This window comes from Halorubrum tropicale (genome assembly GCF_001280455.1).
Classification (GTDB): domain Archaea; phylum Halobacteriota; class Halobacteria; order Halobacteriales; family Haloferacaceae; genus Halorubrum; species Halorubrum tropicale.
Window position 1 is genome coordinate 246,898 of record NZ_LIST01000001.1, and the last position, 16,522, is coordinate 263,419.

Sequence of the window (16,522 nt, forward strand, 5' to 3'; positions counted from 1 at the left end):
TGTTCATCATATACACGGTGTTGACGGAATGCGTGAGAAACGATCACAGCAAACGTCGAGCGGGACGACGCGCCGCGGCTTCCTCGGGAGCGTGGGGGCGCTTGTGGCGGCGGCCGCCTACTCGCGGGACGTGTCGGCCGACGACGCCGCGCCGGTGGCCAACGACGCCGACGACCCGGTTCAGACGATCGAATCGCCGGACGGGTCGATCGCGGTGACGGTCGACGTCTCGGACGGCGTCCCGACCTACGAGGTCGCGCGGAACGGAACGAGCTACGTCAGCCCGTCGCGGCTCGGGTTCGACTTCCGGAACCAGTCGGCGTTCGGCGCGAGCGCCGGGGGGGCGGACGGGCCGGTCGCGGTCACCGGGACGATCCGGGCGGTCTCGACCGAGGAGTGGGAGCCGGTGTGGGGCGCCTACGACGAGGTCGAGGCCGAGTACAACGCCCTCAGCGTCGGGCTCGCGGACGCGGCCGCCGACGGCTCCCCCGCCGAGGACGGCCGCACCGCCACCCTCCAGGTCCGCGTGTTCGACGACGGGATCGGGTTCCGGACGGTGCTGCGCGAGGAGTTCGCGAGCAACTCGGAGAAGGCGGTGATCGACGCGGAGAACACCGGAGTCGACTTCGCGGACGACTACGACGCCTGGTGGATCGCGAACGCGGTGACGAACCCCCGGTTCGAGCAGGAGTACGCCGAGACGCCGCTGTCTGAGATCCCGGGCGGGGTCGAGAACCGGCGACCGAACGGCACGCCGATGCGAGAGGGCGCGCACACCCCGCTCACGGTGGACGCGGGCGACGCGTACCTCAGCGTCCACGAGGCGAACCTCGACGACTACGCGGCCGCGACGCTCGCGCCCCGGAGCGACGGCGGCGGGACGGCGTTCGCGACCGAGCTCACCCCGCTGCCCGACGGGTCGCGGGCCTCGCTCGATCTCCCGGCGGCGACGCCGTGGCGGACGATCCAGGTCGTCGACCGGCCGGGCGAGCTGATCGAGTCGCAGCTGGTGCCGCTGCTCTCCGACCCGCTCGACGAGGAGGCGCTGCCGACCGCCGGCGGCGCGCCCGACACCGACTGGATCGAGCCCCGCAAGTACGTCGGCATCTGGTGGACGATGATCGCGGGGCAGGCGAACTGGGAGTACAAGACGGACGACGAGGTTGCGAACGACGGCGGGAACCCGGCCGCGTACGTCCACGGCGCGCGCACCGAGCGGATGAAGCGGTACATGCGCTTCGCCAGCGAGAACGGCATCGACAGCGTGCTCGTCGAGGGGTGGAACCAGGGCTGGGACACCTACCCCGGCGACGGCACCGGGTTCGGCTTCGGCGTCGACGACTCCTATCCCGACTTCGACGTGCCGGAGGTGACCGGCTACGGCGCGAACCTCCCCGACCCCGTCGAGATGACGATCCACAACGAGACGGCGGGGAACATTCCGCAGTACGAGGCCGCGATCCTCGACGAGGACGTGTTCGCGGGCTACGAGGCCGAGGGGATCAACTCGATCAAGAACGGGTACGTCTCCGACCCCGGGCTCGGCATCGACGGGGACGGCGCCGACCCGACCCACAACCAGCACAACCAGCTCGCGGTGAACCACCACCGGCTCGTGATCCGCGAGGCGGCCGCGAACCGCCAGCTGTTAGAGATCCACGAGGGGATCAAGCCGACCGGCGAGATCCGCACCTACCCGAACGTGGCGAACCGCGAGGTCGTGAAGGCCCAAGAGTACGACGGGTTCGGCCAGCTCGGCTCGAACGTCGGCCGCGACCACCACGTCACGCTCCCGTTCACGCGGAACCTCGCCGGCCCGGTGAGCTACCAGCCGGGCATCTTCGACATCACGTTCGGCGACGACCGCGGCGACCAGATCCAGACGACGCGGGCGAAGCAGCTCGCGATGTACCCGACGTACCTCAGCGGGCTCCAGATGGCCGCCGACCGGATCGAGGGGTACGTCGACGAGACGTTCGGGGTCGGGGAGGCGCTCCAGGCCGCCGCCGGCGACCTCGACGGCCTCGTCACCGACGACTCCTGGCGGGACGCGTTCGGCACCAACTTCGTCGCCGTCGACCCCAACCGCGCGCCCAGCGGGTCGTCGGTGTCGTTCGCGGTCGAGGACGTGCCGAGCGCCGGGACGTACGACCTCCACCTGCGCTACGCGAGCGACGCCGAGGAGAACGCGGGCCGCGTGATCGACGCCGGCACGCCGCGCGCGACGCTGCGCGTCAACGACGCGCGGGAGACCATCGAGCCCGACTTCACCGACTACTGGGACGACTGGCAGGTGTTCACGACCGAGGTCGAGCTCGACGCGGGCGACAACGAGGTCGCGATCGAGCTCGACTACGAGAGCGGCGACGACGGCTTCAGCGGCGACGTGGGCGGGTTCAACCTCAACGCCGTCGCCGTCACCGAGTCCGGCGAGCCGTCACCGGTCCCGGCCGAGTACGAGGGGTACGTCCCCGAGAACGAGAACTTCGAGGCCGAGCCCGAGTTCGGCTTCATCGAGTCCGTCCCGGCCGCCGGCTGGGACGAGACGCGCGTCGTCGGCTCCGCGATCGGCGACTACCTCGCGATCGCCCGGCGGCGCGGCGACGAGTGGTACGTCGGCGCCATGACCGACGGCGACGGCCGCGCGGTCGACGTGCCGCTCGACTTCCTCGCGCCGGGGAACTCCGGCGACGCCCCCGGCAACGCCGGCAACGCGCCGGGGCGCGGCAAGGGGAAGGGCAAGGGCCGTGGCAAGGGGAAAGGCAAGGGCCGCGGCAAGGAGAATGGCAAGCGAAACGGAAACGGCCGCGGGAAGGGCCGGAACGGCCCGAAGTACGTCGCGGAGATCTACTCCGACGCGGTCGGGACCGGCGTCGATCGCGACCCGACCGAGGTCCGCATCGACGAGGCGGTCGTCACGCCCGACGCGACCCTGCTCGCGTCGCTCGCGCCGAGCGGCGGGACGGCGGTGAAACTGCGCCCGGCGCGGGGCCGCGAGGTCAAGCGGCTCCCCGAGTACGAGCGGCCGGAGCAGACGTTTTCGGCGTCGATCGCCGACGAGGCCGACCTCGGCGAATCGTTCGTCACCGCGACGGGGTCGAACGACGCCGCCTTCGTGGGCGGAACGACCGTCGAGGTCACCGTCGACGGGGATGTCGCCGCGCTCGACAACGTCCGACTGCCTCCGAATTCGACTGACGCGACGGTGGGCCTCGGATTCAGCATATCTCGGATCGGGACGTTCGACGTCGCCGTCCGGGAGGCCGACGGCGGCACCGAGTTGGCGTCGGAGACCGTCACGGTCGCGCCCGGCGACCTCGTCGCCGAGTTCACCGACCCGCAGGGCGACGACGACGGCCCCGGCGAGTACGTCTACCCGACCGACGGCGCGTTCCAGGACGGCGCGTTCGACCTGCGCTCGTTCCGGGTCCTGGAGACCGACGAGGAGTACCGGTTCGCCTTCGAGGTGGAGAACCTGTACGACACGTTCGGCGGGACGTTCTCGCCGCATTACTTCGTCGTGTACCTGCGCGATCCGTCGGCCGAGGGCGGACGGACGACGGAGCTCGGGGGGCTCGGGATCACCGCCGAGTTCGCCGAGCCGTGGCAGTACCGGGTCGACGCGAGCGGCTTCAGCGCCGGGATCGTCGACGCGGAAGGGAACGGGCTCGGCTCGCCGACCACGTTCGCCAGCTTCGGCGCGAACGTGGCGATCGTCTCGATTCCGAAGGCGGCCCTCGGCGGAGTAGACATCTCCGACTGGGAAGTCCTCCCGGTCGTCGGCTCGGAGGACTTCGGTTCGTTCCGCGACGTCCAGGAGGACGCCGGCGGGTTCGTCTTCGGCGGCGCGAAGCAGGGCGCGGCGGGCAACGCGCCCCGCGTGATCGACATGATCACGCCGGAGGGCGTCTCGCAGTCCGACGCGCTCGCCTACGACGCCGACACGCTCGCGTCGCTGCCGTTCACGCCGCTGTAGGGGAGAAGAGAGAGGCGACGAGAGCGCCCGTCGCGTTCAGAAGTGGTTCGCGGACTCGGTCTCGTGTTTGAGTTCGCCGCCGCGGCCGCCCTCGACGGTGGACGCGCCGTTGTCGCCGGAGGAGGCGGTCCGGACGGTCACGTCGTCGACCTCCTCGAAGTCCATGATGAGGTCGCGACGGATGTTGTCGGCGGTGATGTTCGAGATGCCGCACCCGGAGCAGGTGCCGCCGAGCTCGACGACGACCTCGCCGGTCTCGGGGTCCGCCTCGCGCACGACGCTCGTACCGCCGTGCATCTGGATGATCGGCATCTGTCCGACCATCCACTGCTCTACCCGGTCCGCAAGGCTCTCGTCGCTCTCGTCGCTCATTACCCCTCATACATCGCCGACGGTATGGAAAGTTGCGGTTTAGGAGCCGGCGGCCGCGCCGAAAGGAACTGTGTCATCGTCGATGAGACGGAACGGCGCCGAGAGGGACCGCGACGGGGCGCGTCCGCGTCGCCCGCTATCGCTCCGGGTCGTCGCCCGGGTCCGCCGACTCCCCGGACTGGCTGGGGAGTTGGGTGGGGTCGGCGGCGGCGTCGCCGTTCATCGAGTCGTCGCGTTCGAGCAGGTAGAGGAGCGGGCCGAGCACGGTCAACACGAGGACGCCGGGGAGCGGGGCGTCGGGCACGAGGACGAACGTGACGAGGCTCGCGCCGCCGGTGAGGACGACGAGCGCGGCCCAGGTCGCCGGCGAGCCGAGGTCGACGCCGACGCGGGCGGCGTCGCGGTAGACGGCCGCGGCGATCAGCGCGACGGTGACGGCCCCGCCGCCGCCGACGAGCGCCGTGGTGACGGTCATGCGATCGGTTGGAGCGAGACGCGAAAAAGGGTGTCGCGAGCGGACGCGGTGAGAGGAGACGGAAGAGAGAGTGCGAGCGCGGTGCTACGGCGCCTCGCCCGTCTCGATGCTGAAGGAGTCGCGGGGGTAGGCGACGCAGGTGAGCGTGTAGCCGTCGTCGATCTCGGCCTCTTCGAGCATCTGCTGGTTGTCGTGCTCGACGAAGTCCTCGGAGGGGCCGTCGGCGATCCGGCCGGCACAGGAGACGCACTGCCCCTGCCGGCAGGCGTACGGGAGGTCCCACCCCTCGTCTTCGCCCTGGTCGAGGATGGGCTTGTCGTTGGAGAGTTCGACCGTCTCCCCCTGCTTGACGAACTCGACCTCGAAGTACTCCACCTCGTCTTCGGGGATGTCGCCGGGGCCGGAGCTGACGGTGCCGCCCTCTTCGAGCTCGCTCTCCTCGCCCTCGGCGCCGCCGGCCGGGATGGCCCCGCCGCCGCCACCGCCGCCGACGGCGCGGTTACCCGGCTCGGGGAACTCCGTCTCGGGGACCGCGGACGCGCGGTGTTCGAGGACTTCTTCCGAGATGTCGGTCGTGGGTTCCCACCCTGTCCCCTTCACCGAGGTGACAAGGACCACGAGCAGCGTCGCGACCGCCGCGAGCACGATCGCTGGGGGGTTCACGATCGCCACGAGCACGATCGCCAGTGGGTTGAGCATACGAAGTGATATGGAGAGGTGGTTTAAGGCCGTTTTGATCGGTCCAACGAGTCGAGACCGGCCTCAGGGGCGGCAGCGCGAAGCGATCGCCGACCGCCACGGCGGGGAGCGGTCCATTTATCGGCCGAGCGGTCGACGGGACGCGCATGGAAGTGAAATCCCGGCACCACCTCCGAAGCGACGAGATCACGGCGATCCGCGAGGCGGTCGCCGACCACCTCGGGGTCGACATCGAGGGGGACACCTTCGAGTTCGTGGAGTTCGTCGACGCCGGCTACGAACTCGTCTTGGTGGACGGCGACCCCGCCGTCTTCTACGTCGACGACGACGAGCCGTTCCTCACCGTTCGGGGCGCGAACGACTTCGACCCGGAGACCGGCGTCGTCACCGTCGACGCCGGCGCGATCTCGTTCGTCTCCGACGGCGCCGACGTGATGCGCCCGGGCATCGTCGAGGCCGACGAGACGATCCGGGAGGGAGACCTGGTCGTGATCGCCGAGGAGACCCACGGGAAGGTGCTGGCCGTGGGCCGCGCGCTGGCCGACGGCGACGACATGGTCGGCGACAGCGGGAAGGTGGTCCGGTCGATCCACCACGTCGGCGACGACCTCTACGAGTTCTCGGTCTGACCGGCCCGCCCCGCGGGCGGTCGGAGCGTCAGTCGACCGGACAGCGGTCGATCCCGAGCGCCCGGTACAGCAGACACCGGCGGGTGGCACCTTCGACGATCAAGACGACGCCGATCACCCCGAGGCCGACCGCGGAGAAGACCGGGACGCTGACCGCCCCGACGGCGACGGCGACCGCGAGGACCGCGACGGCGACCCCCGCGACGACCCGGACGAGGGCGTCGATCCGACCGACGTTGCGTTCCATACTCGTCCACCGGGCCTCGGCGGCGATAAATGCCCTGTGCTGGTGGGGGCGCCCGCCGGGCGGGACGCTCCCCGCGTTTTAATCCCCCCGCCCGCGAGACCCGAGGTAATGACCGCGATCCGGGTGTTAAGCTACAACGTCCGCTACGCCAACCGGGGCGACCACCACGACGCCTGGCACGACCGCCGGGACGCGGTGGGGCGGCTCGTTCGGTTTCACCGGCCCGACGTCGCCGCCTTCCAGGAGCCGCTGCCCGAGCAGCGGCGCGACCTGCGCGAGCGGCTCCCGGAGTACGAGTTCGTCGGCCGCGGGCGCGAGGCGGACGGCGAGGGCGAGGGGTGCCCCGTCGCGGCGCGGAGCGACCGCTGGGAGGTCGTCGACGACGGGACGTTCTGGCTCTCCGAGACCCCCGACGAGCCGTCGACCGGGTGGGGCGCCTCGCACCCGCGGATCGCGACGTGGGCCCGGGTGCGCGCCGTCGGCGGAGACGCGGCGCTCCGCGTCGTCAACACGCACTTCGACCACGTGAGCGCCCGCGCGCGGCGCGAGTCTGCGCGCCTGCTCCGCGAGCGGCTACCGACGGTAGCGACGGCGGACGAGGGCGGGGCCGACGCGAGGGCGCCGCTCCTCCTCGTCGGCGACCTCAACTGCACGCCGGGCTCCGACCCGCACGGGATCCTCCTCGATGACGAGTCCGGCGTTGAAGACGGCGCTCCGTCGGGCGACGCCCCCTCGCTCCGGGACGCCGCGGCCGAGGCGGACCTCCGACACGGGCCGGAGACGAGCCTCACCGACTTCGCGCGCCTCATCGACGGCCGTCGGATCGACCACGCGCTCGTCTCGCCCGCGGTGTCGGTCGAGGCGTTCGCGACCCTCGCGGACCGGGACGACCGCGGCCGGTACCCCTCCGACCACCTGCCGATCCTCGCGCGGCTGTCGGTGTAGCGAGGGCCCGCTACTCGTCGGCCGCGTCGTCGGCCGCGCCCCCGTCGTCGTCGCTCTCGTCGTCCGCCGCTTCCTCCTCGGCGTACTTCTCTAAGATGGTCTCGTAGCCGCGCTTGGCGGTCTCGTACGTCTCGCGGAGGTCCGCGACCGGCGTCTCGCTCGCGTCGACCCGGAGGTCGTTGTAGTAGGGATCGTCGGCCTCCTCCTCGGTGTTCCGCACGAGCAGCGCCGCGGACTGAACCTCGAGGTCCTCGCGCTTGTCGCCGCCGGCGGCGTGGCCCGCCGCGAGGGCGTCGATCAGGCGCTCGGCGAGCGGCGCGTCGCCGTGCGCGTCGGACTCGTAGGCGGCCGCGGTGTCCGCGATCACGTCCTCGCCCGTCAGGAGGTTGCCCGCGACGGTGTAGTTCTCGCCCTCGCGGTGGCCGTACCAGTCGTTACACTCGTCGCCGGAGAACGCGAACGTCCCGTCGGCGTCGACGCCGTGGAGCTGGCGCTGGGCGCTCCCCTCGTCGGCGTTCAGGAGCGCCTGGAGGGCGTCGTCGACGGCGAGCCCGTCCCCGAGGTACTCGACCCCCTTCCGCCCCAGTTCGACGTTGACGAGCGACTGGGTCGCCACCGCGCCGTCGGACGACGCGAAGGGGCACAGCGTGCCGACGCCCGGCAGCCGAGTGGTCACCGCCACGCCGAACCGGATCTGGTCGTCGCCGCCCTCGTCGGTGTACCGCTCGCGAGCGCAGATGCTGAACGTCACACCGGGTCTGCGGCGGCGACTCGCAAAAGGGTGCCCTCCGGGGCCGATGGTTCCGGTTCTCGGCCGGCGCTCGCGAGCGGCGACCGCGACTGCGACGCGCCCCGCCGCGTCCGGACCGCGCGCGAGGGCTTCGCGGGGGGTCGCGACGCGCCCCCGCCGTCGATCTCACGAGCCGCTGATAAGACCGACTGACGGACCGTCGGCGAACCGGCCGGATCCGACGAGGGCGAGGGCCCCGAACGGATCGCGGCGGGTGTCAACTGGCGACATACTTATCCGTGCCAATCCCTCCCACATATATAGCCTCGGATACGGGCGAGGCGTCCACCGGCACCGACGCGCACTCCGACGACGCGCCGCTCGCGGCTCGACGAGTTGCCGACACGCGCACGGAGAGCCGCTGCTCCGGCCGTCGCGTCGCACGCCGGCGACACCGCCTCGCGGTCCGAGCGAACGTGATACGATGGCAGACCGACACACGCTCGAACGGCTCAGCGAGGAGTACCGGACGGAGGTCCCCGACGACCTCAGAGCGGCGCGCTCGTTCGACTGGTACCTCGACGCGCTGTACGACGACCCCGAGATCGCACGGAACGCACACCAGCGCGTCGCGGACATGTTCGACCACTACGGGACGCACTACGACGAGGAACACGGCGTCGTCGAGTACGCGCTCGCCGCCGAGGACCCGCTCCACGACGGCGAGAACGTCTTCTACGGCCGCGAGGTCCACGAGGCGATCCACGAGTTCGTCAACAAGGTGAAGTCCGGCGCCCGCGGGCTCGGCCCCGAGAAGCGGATCAAACTCCTCTTGGGCCCGGTCGGCTCCGGCAAGTCGCACTTCGACTGGCTGGTGCGCCGCTACTTCGAGGCGTACACCCGCGAGGACGCCGGCCGGATGTACACCTTCCGCTGGGTCGACCTCTGTTCGGTGATCGACGACCAGGACCCGGACGACGACGTGGTCCGCTCGCCGATGAGCCAGGACCCGCTCGTCCTCCTCCCGAGGCCGCAGCGCCAGGCGGTGATCGACGACCTCAACGAGCGGCTCGACGCGCCCTACACGCTGCGGAACGAGCAGCACCCCGACCCGGCCTCGGAGTTCTACCTGAACGAGCTGCTCGCCCACTACGACGACGACCTCCAGCGCGTCCTCGACGAGCACGTCGAGGTCGTCCGGCTCGTCGCCGACGAGAACCGCCGGCAGTCCATCGAGACGTTCGAGCCGAAGGACAAGAAGAACCAGGACGAGACCGAGCTCACCGGCGACGTCAACTACGCGAAGCTCGCCGTCTACGGCGAGTCCGACCCGCGCGCGTTCGACTACGCCGGCGCGTTCTGTAACGCGAACCGCGGGCTCTTCTCCGGCGAGGAGCTGTTGAAGCTCCAGCGGGAGTTCCTCTACGACTTCCTCCACGCCTCCCAGGAGTCGACGATCAAGCCGAAGAACAACCCGCGGATCGACATCGACCAGGTGATCGTCGGTCGGACGAACATGCCGGAGTACCGCGAGAAGACCGGCGACGAGAAGATGGAGGCGTTCAACGACCGCACCAAGCGGATCGACTACCCGTACGTGTTAGAGTACGAGAGCGAGGCGAAGATCTACGAGAAGATGCTCGCCAACGCCGACGTGCCCAACGTCAACGTCGAGCCGCACGCCTTGGAGATGGCCGGGCTCTTCGGCGTGCTCACCCGCTTAGAGGAGCCGACCGACGAGACGGTGACCCTCGTCGAGAAGGCGAAGGCGTACAACGGCGAACTGGAAGACGAGGAGATCGACCGGCGGAAGCTCCGCGAGGACGCCGCCGAGTCCGCCGACATCGGCGAGGGGATGGACGGCATCTCCGCGCGGTTCGTCGGCGACGAGATCGCCGAGGCGATCATGGACGCCACCCACCGCGACCGCAGCCACCTCTCGCCGCTGTCCGTCTTCGACCACTTCGAGGCGAACCTCGGCGGCCACGGGTCGATCGCGGCCGAGGACCTCGACCGCTACGAGCGCCTGCTCGACCTGGTCCGCGAGGAGTACCGCGAGCGCGCCATCGAGGACGTGCGCCACGCGCTGGCGTACGACGTCGACGAGCTCCGCCGGCAGGGCGAGAAGTACATGGACCACGTGATGGCGTACATCGACGACGACACCGTCGACGACGATCTGACGGGCCGGGAGACGGAGCCGGACGAGACGTTCCTGCGCGCCGTCGAAGAGCAGCTCGACGTCCCCTCCGACCGGAAGGACGACTTCCGGCAGGAGGTGTCGAACTGGGTGTCCCGACGCGCCCGCGAGGGCCGCGGGTTCGACCCGCAGGAGAATGACCGGCTCCGCCGGGCCCTCGAACGGAAGCTGTGGGAGGACAAGAAGCACAACATCAACTTCTCGGCGCTGGTGTCCGCGACCGACCTCGACGACGAGGACCGGAGCGCGTGGGTCGACGCCTTGGTTGACCGGGGCTACTCCGAGGACGGCGCCGCGGAGGTGCTGGAGTACGCGGGCGCGGCGGTCGCGCGCTCGGAGATGGCGGACGACGGGGACTGAAAATGAGCGACCGCACCAGATCCGGCGGCGAGCGGTTCCGGAGCGCGGCCGACGAGGCCCTCCGGGGAGCGTACGACCCGCCGATGGACCTCGCGTCCTACGTCGACCGCGTGTTGGAGCACCCGACCGCGGCCGCGTCCGGTGCGGGGTACGTCCTCGCGGCCGTCGAGTCGTACGGGACCCGCGAGGTCCGCGAGCGCGGCGAGACGCTCGACCGATACCGGTTCTTCGACGACCCGGCGAACGACGGCGAACACGCCGTCCTCGGCAACACCCGCGCGCTCAACGGGTTCGTCGACGACCTGCGCGCGGCCGCGACCGGGCGGGGCAACGACGAGACGATAGTCTGGATCGACGGCCCCACCGCGACGGGGAAGTCGGAGTTCAAGCGGTGCCTGGTCAACGGGCTCCGCGCGTTCTCGAAGACGGACGCCGGCCGGCGGTACACCGTCGAGTGGAACGTCTCGGGCGCCGGCGGGGTCGGCGGCGGCGGCGCCGCGTCGCTCTCGTACGGCGACGGCGGCGACGCCGGGGAGTGGTACCGCAGCCCGGTCCAGTCGCACCCGCTGTCGGTGTTCCCCGAGACGGTCCGGGAGTCGATCGCCGACGCGGTCGACGACGACGCCTACCCCGTCGCGGCCGACGTGGAGCTCGACCCGTTCAGCCGCGAGGCGTACGACCACCTGGAGTCGGCCTACCGCGAGCGCGGGCGCCGTGACCTCTTCTCGGCGATCACCGACCGCGACCACCTCCGCGTGACCAGTTACGTGGTCGACGTGGGGCGCGGGATCGGCGTCCTCCACGCCGAGGACGACGGGACGGCGAAAGAGCGGCTCGTCGGTTCGTGGATGGGCGGCATGCTCCGCGAGCTCGACTCCCGCGGGCGGAAGAACCCGCAGGCGTTCAGCTACGACGGCGTCCTCTCGCAGGGGAACGGCGTCGCCACCGTCGTCGAGGACGCGAGCCAGCACGCCGACCTGCTCCGGCGGCTGCTCAACGTCCCCGACGAGCGGCGCGTGAAGCTCGACAAGGGGATCGGGATGGACTTGGACACCCAGCTCGTCGTCATCTCGAACCCCGACCTCGACGCGGAGCTGGACCGCCACGCCGAACGCGGCGACGCCGACCCGCTGAAGGCCCTGAAGCGCCGGCTCTCGAAACACGAGTTCCGGTACCTCACGAACCGCCGGCTGGAGGCGCGGCTGCTCCGCCGCGAGATCGCCGGGGCGACCGCGGTCGAGGAGGCGACCGGCGGCGCCGCCGACCCGTCCGGCGTCGGCCGCGGGGGCGCTCCCGACGAGGGGGCCCGGGACCCGGGGGCGGCGCCGCTGTCGATCGAGGTCCGGGAGGCCGACGGGAGGGCGGTCGAGCGCGAGGTCGCGCCGCACGCGATCGGGGCCGCGGCGCTGTACGCGGTCGTCACGCGCCTCGACGGCGACGACCTCCCCGGCGACCTCGACCTGATCGAGACCGCGACGCTGTACGAGACCGGCGAGGTCCGGCGCGGCGACGACGCGGTGACCGTCGACGACGTCGACCTCGCCGCGGGCGACGGCCGGAACGGGATCCCGGTCACCTACGCCCGCGACGCGGTCGCCGACCTGCTCGCGACGACCGCCGACCGGAGCCACCCCGACCTGCCGGTCGAGCGCGTCGTCACCCCGACGGACGTGCTCGACGCGATGGCGGACGGGCTCGCCGACGCCCCCGTCTTCTCGCGGGCCGAGGCCGCGGAGTTCGAGGGGCGCCGCGGGCCGGTCGCGGCGCGGATCCGCGAGCGGCAGCGCGAGGACGTGATCGACGCGATGCTCGCCGAGGAGACCGTCCCGACCGAGACCGTTGCGGAGTACGTCGAGCACGTGTACGCGTGGGACGAGGCGGACCCGACGGCGCGCGACCGCGAGGACGCGGCGCCGGACCCGCTCGCGATGAAGGTGTTCGAGACGGAGACGCTCGGGCGGTTCGACGAGGACGAGTACCGCGGGACCGAGCCCGGCCGCGACGTCGAGCGCTTCCGGCGCGAGCGGGTGATCCGCGGACTCACGCGGTACGCGTGGCGCAACCGCGGCGAGGAGTTCAGCGTCGACGAGGTCGACCTCGGGGAGGTGCCCGAGCTGAAGGCGGTGATCGACGCGAACGACCTCGCGGACGTGAAGCGGCGGTTCCCGGACCTCGACCCCGCGGCGTGGTCCGACCCGCCCGCCGACACCGAGACCGAGCGGGTGAAGGCCGAGACGATCGACCGCCTGTGCGAGCGCGGGTACAGCCGCGCGTCCGCGGAGCTGGCGAGCCGCGCCGTGATGGCGGACGTGCGCGACGAGTGGCCCGACGTCGACGGCGGGGACGCCGACGGCGAGGCGCCGGACGGCGGCGCCGGCTCCAACGGGGGTGACGACCCGTGGGACTGACCGAGGACCGCGAGCGGTTCCGCGAGGTCGGCGAGACGCGCCGGGAGGACCTCGCGGAGTTCATCGGCCACGGCGACCTCGGCGGCTCCGACGCCGACCGGATCCGGATCCCGATCAAGGTGGTCGACCTCCCGTCGTTCGAGTACGACCAGCGCTCCGCCGGCGGGGTCGGGCAGGGCGGCGACGGCCAGCCGCAGCCCGGCCAGCCGGTCGACCCCGAGCCGGGCGACGGCGACGAGGAGGGCGACCCGGGGGAGGAGGGCGGCGACCACGAGTACTACGAGATGGACCCCGAGGAGTTCGCCCGCGAGCTGGACGAGGCGCTCGGGCTCGACCTCGAACCGAAGGGGAAGCGGGTGGTCGAGGAGGTGGAGGGCGACTTCACCGACACCGCGCGCTCCGGGCCGCGCGGCACCCTCGACGTCGACGAGTTCTTCAAGCGCGGGCTGAAGCGGCACCTCGCGACCGACTTCGACGGCGACTACGTCCGCGAGGGACTGTTCGTCGACGGCGCCGACGTGGACGACGTGTTCGCGTGGGCGCGCGGCGAGGGGATCCCCGTCTCCCGGGCGTGGATCGCCGACGCGGCCGCGACGCTCGCCGAGGAGCGGGGCGAGCCGGTCGCGGCGCTCGACCGCTGGGAGAGCTTCGACGCGCTCGACGAGGCGGTCGACCGCGAGCCGGTCACCCAGCGGATCCGGCGCGAGGGGCTCGACAGCGTCCCGTTCCGCCGAGAGGACGAGCGGTTCCGTCACCCGGAGGTGATCGAGAAGCGCGAGCGCAACGTCGTCGTGATCAACGTCCGCGACGCGTCCGGCTCGATGCGCGAGACGAAACGCGAGCTCGTCGAGCGGGTGTTCACCCCGATGGACTGGTACCTGACCGGGAAGTACGACGCCGCGGAGTTCCGCTACGTCGTCCACGACGCGGAGGCGTGGGAGGTCGACCGCGAGGAGTTCTTCGGGATCCAGTCCGGGGGCGGCACCCGCATCTCCAGCGCGTACGACCTCGTCGAGGAGCTCCTCGAAGAGTACCCGTACAGCGAGTGGAACCGGTACGTGTTCGCCGCGGGCGACTCGGAGAACGCCGGCAGCGACACGACGGAGAACGTGATCCCGGCGATGGAGTCGATCGACGCCAACCTCCAGGCGTACGTCGAGACCCAGCCCGGCGACGGCGCCGCGAACGCCCGCCACGCCGACGAGGTCGAGGCCGCGTTCGCCGACGCCGACGACGTGGCCGTCGCGCGCGTCTCGGAGCCGGACGACGTGACGGACGCCATCTACGAGATCCTCAGCACCGAGTCGTCGAGCGACGGCGGCGCGGGCCGCGGCGGGCCCGCCGCCCGCGGGCGGACCGACGGGGGTGACCGGCGATGAGGGACGACCGCGTCGAGGCGAAACGCGAGGCCGCGGCCCTCGACGAGCCCGCCCGGGAGGCCCGCGAGCTGGCGGAGCGGCTCGGACTGGAGCCGTACCCGGTTCGGTACTGGATCGTCGACCACGATCAGATGAACGAGCTGATCGCCTACGGCGGGTTCCAGCGGCGCTACCCGCACTGGCGGTGGGGGATGAACTACGAGCGCCAGCGGAAGAAGGACCGCCACGGCTTGGGGAAGGCGTTCGAGATCGTCAACAACGACGACCCGGCGCACGCCTTCCTCCAGGAGTCGAACTCGGCGGCCGACCAGAAGGCCGTCATCACCCACGTCGAGGCGCACGCCGACTTCTTCGCGAACAACGAGTGGTTCGGGCTCTACGCCGACCGCGGCGACGACGGCCCGAACGCGGCGGCGCGGCTGGAGCGCAACGCGGACCGGATCGCGGCGATCGCGAGGCGGACGGACGTCGACCGCGACGAGGTCGAGCGGCTGATCGACGCCGTGAGCGCCCTGGAAGACACGATCGACCAGCACAGCCCGGTCGACGCCGCCCGCTCCGTGGCGGACCCGGGGATCGCCGCGGACGTGAGCGACGGCGACGAGGACCCGCTCGCGGCGATCGAGGCGCGGATCGACGACCTCGACCTCTCCGAGGAGGTGCGCCGCGACGTGTTCGACGACGAGTGGCTCGAAGCGCGCGGGGAGGGAGTCGAGCCGGAGGCGCCGCGCCCGGACGTGCTCGCGTTCCTGCGCGACCACGGCAAGCGGTACGACCCCGAGAGCGGGAAGGCGGTCGACCGGGAGCCGTGGGAGACGACCGTCATCGACGCGATCCGCGAGGAGGCGTACTACTTCGCCGGACAGAAGCAGACGAAGGTGATGAACGAGGGGTGGGCGACGTACTGGGAGTCGGTGATGATGGGCGGCGAGGGGTTCGCCGGGCCCGACGAGTTCCTGACGTACGCCGACCACATGGCCCGCGTGCTCGGCTCGCCCGGCCTCAACCCCTACAAGCTCGGGTTCGAGCTGTGGACGCACGTCGAGCTGCGGGCCGCGCGTCGCGAGGTGCTCGACAAGCTGCTCCGCGTCGAGGGCGTGACCCCGGAGAACTTCCACTCCCGGATCGACCTCGACGAGGTCGCCGACCTGCTCGAACCCCACCCGGCGATCGCGGGCGCCGGCCCGGCGACGCTGGACGAGTTGGCCGAGATGGCCGCCGACGGCGACCCGCGAGTCGACGGCGAAGCGGTGGACCGGGCGCTGTCCGCCGGCGACGGGCCCGAGGGGATCGACGTCGAGCGGTACCCGTGGAAGCTGCTCACGCGCGAGGGGCTCGCGGAGCGTCACTACGTCCTCTCGCGGCCGGAACACCGGGGCGCGCTCCGCGACGTCTCCCGAGAGGTGCTCGAAGAGCAGGCCCGGTACCTGTTCGACGTCGACCGGTACGAGACGGTGGCCGCCGCGATCGACGACGTCGACCGCGGGGCGGGCTGGGAGCGCATGTTCGAGGTGCGCGAGAGCCACAACGACGTGACGTTCATCGACGCGTTCCTCACCGACGAGTTCGTCCGCGAGGGGAACTACTTCACCTACGAGTACAGCCGGGCCGCCGGGGAGCACCGCGTCGCCAGCGTCGACGCCGACGACGTGCGCAAGAAGCTGCTCCTCCGGTTCACCAACTTCGGGAAGCCGACGATCGTCGTGTTGGACGGGAACTTCCGGAACCGGGGCGAACTGCTCTTGGGGCACCGGTACAACGGCGTCGCGCTCGACGAGGAGCGCGCGAGGGCGACGCTGAAGCGCGTCTTCGAGCTGTGGGGGCGCCCGGTGAACCTCGCGACGATCCGCGTCGAGTACGACGACGGCGAGGTCCGACGCGCCAAGCGGCGCGGCGAGGAGCCCGAGGGCACCGAGGTCGGCGTCCGCTTCCAGTACGACGGCGGCGAGGTGACCGAACACGACCTCGACGACGCGATCGAGGCGCGGATCGCCGCCGACGAGGCGGACTACGACACGAAGCCCGACGACTGGCTGGCGTGAGCGGGAGAGCCGCCGCGAGCCCCCGCGGATCGGGACCTGTCGGCGGGCCGTTCGCGGCGG

12 protein-coding genes are annotated in these 16,522 nt (G+C 71.5%); 7 read left to right on the forward strand and 5 right to left on the reverse strand.

The window, feature by feature from the left end; all coding sequences use genetic code 11:
* The first annotated feature begins 91 nt into the window (after positions 1-91).
* Positions 92-3,976 carry a glycoside hydrolase family 97 catalytic domain-containing protein gene (locus AMR74_RS01075; protein ID WP_053770968.1) on the forward strand — a complete coding sequence of 1,295 codons (3,885 nt, stop codon included), beginning with the start codon at positions 92-94 and terminating at the stop codon, positions 3,974-3,976.
* Between the two features lie 36 nt (positions 3,977-4,012).
* On the opposite strand, the gene AMR74_RS01080 is transcribed toward AMR74_RS01075, so the two are convergent.
* The 3 genes from AMR74_RS01080 to AMR74_RS01090 all read right to left on the reverse strand — a co-directional run bounded on the left by AMR74_RS01080 (position 4,013) and on the right by AMR74_RS01090 (position 5,522).
* Positions 4,013-4,348, reverse strand: coding sequence for a NifU family protein (locus AMR74_RS01080; protein WP_053770229.1), 336 nt, complete (start codon positions 4,346-4,348; stop codon positions 4,013-4,015).
* A gap of 136 nt (positions 4,349-4,484) precedes the next feature.
* Complete coding sequence (locus AMR74_RS01085) at positions 4,485-4,823, reverse strand: hypothetical protein (protein ID WP_053770230.1); 339 nt, start codon at positions 4,821-4,823, stop codon at positions 4,485-4,487.
* Between the two features lie 84 nt (positions 4,824-4,907).
* Complete coding sequence (locus AMR74_RS01090; protein WP_053770231.1) at positions 4,908-5,522, reverse strand: 2Fe-2S iron-sulfur cluster-binding protein; 615 nt, start codon at positions 5,520-5,522, stop codon at positions 4,908-4,910.
* 146 nt (positions 5,523-5,668) lie between these two features.
* Between AMR74_RS01090 and AMR74_RS01095 the strand changes: the two genes are divergently transcribed.
* A complete protein-coding gene (locus AMR74_RS01095; protein ID WP_053770232.1) occupies positions 5,669-6,151 on the forward strand; it encodes an RNA-binding protein in 483 nt (160 codons plus the stop codon).
* A 28-nt stretch (positions 6,152-6,179) separates the two neighbouring features.
* Here AMR74_RS01095 and AMR74_RS01100 read toward each other — a convergent pair whose 3' ends face one another.
* Positions 6,180-6,398 (reverse strand): YgaP family membrane protein, encoded by a 219-nt coding sequence (locus AMR74_RS01100; protein ID WP_053770233.1) that lies wholly within the window; start codon positions 6,396-6,398, stop codon positions 6,180-6,182.
* Between the two features lie 108 nt (positions 6,399-6,506).
* Between AMR74_RS01100 and AMR74_RS01105 the strand changes: the two genes are divergently transcribed.
* The gene (locus AMR74_RS01105) at positions 6,507-7,343 is read left to right on the forward strand and encodes an endonuclease/exonuclease/phosphatase family protein (protein WP_053770234.1); all 837 of its coding nucleotides are present in this window, start codon (positions 6,507-6,509) and stop codon (positions 7,341-7,343) included.
* Positions 7,344-7,353: 10 nt separating this feature from the next.
* Here AMR74_RS01105 and AMR74_RS01110 read toward each other — a convergent pair whose 3' ends face one another.
* Positions 7,354-8,094: a DUF1028 domain-containing protein gene (locus tag AMR74_RS01110; RefSeq protein WP_053770235.1), complete on the reverse strand. Its 741-nt coding sequence runs from the start codon at positions 8,092-8,094 to the stop codon at positions 7,354-7,356.
* A gap of 463 nt (positions 8,095-8,557) precedes the next feature.
* Here AMR74_RS01110 and AMR74_RS01115 point away from each other — a divergent pair, with 463 nt between their 5' ends.
* From AMR74_RS01115 to AMR74_RS01130, 4 genes are read left to right on the forward strand one after another with little or no spacing between them, the layout of a single operon-like run.
* Positions 8,558-10,633, forward strand: coding sequence for a PrkA family serine protein kinase (locus AMR74_RS01115; protein WP_053770236.1), 2,076 nt, complete (start codon positions 8,558-8,560; stop codon positions 10,631-10,633).
* A 2-nt stretch (positions 10,634-10,635) separates the two neighbouring features.
* Positions 10,636-13,041: a kinase anchor protein gene (locus AMR74_RS01120; protein ID WP_053770237.1), complete on the forward strand. Its 2,406-nt coding sequence runs from the start codon at positions 10,636-10,638 to the stop codon at positions 13,039-13,041.
* Positions 13,032-14,420: a DUF444 family protein gene (locus tag AMR74_RS01125; protein ID WP_053770238.1), complete on the forward strand. Its 1,389-nt coding sequence runs from the start codon at positions 13,032-13,034 to the stop codon at positions 14,418-14,420. Before AMR74_RS01120 ends, AMR74_RS01125 begins: the two co-directional genes overlap by 10 nt.
* The gene (locus AMR74_RS01130; protein ID WP_053770239.1) at positions 14,417-16,462 is read left to right on the forward strand and encodes a SpoVR family protein; all 2,046 of its coding nucleotides are present in this window, start codon (positions 14,417-14,419) and stop codon (positions 16,460-16,462) included. The genes AMR74_RS01125 and AMR74_RS01130 overlap by 4 nt, the downstream gene beginning before the upstream one ends.
* Positions 16,463-16,522: the final 60 nt, after the last annotated feature.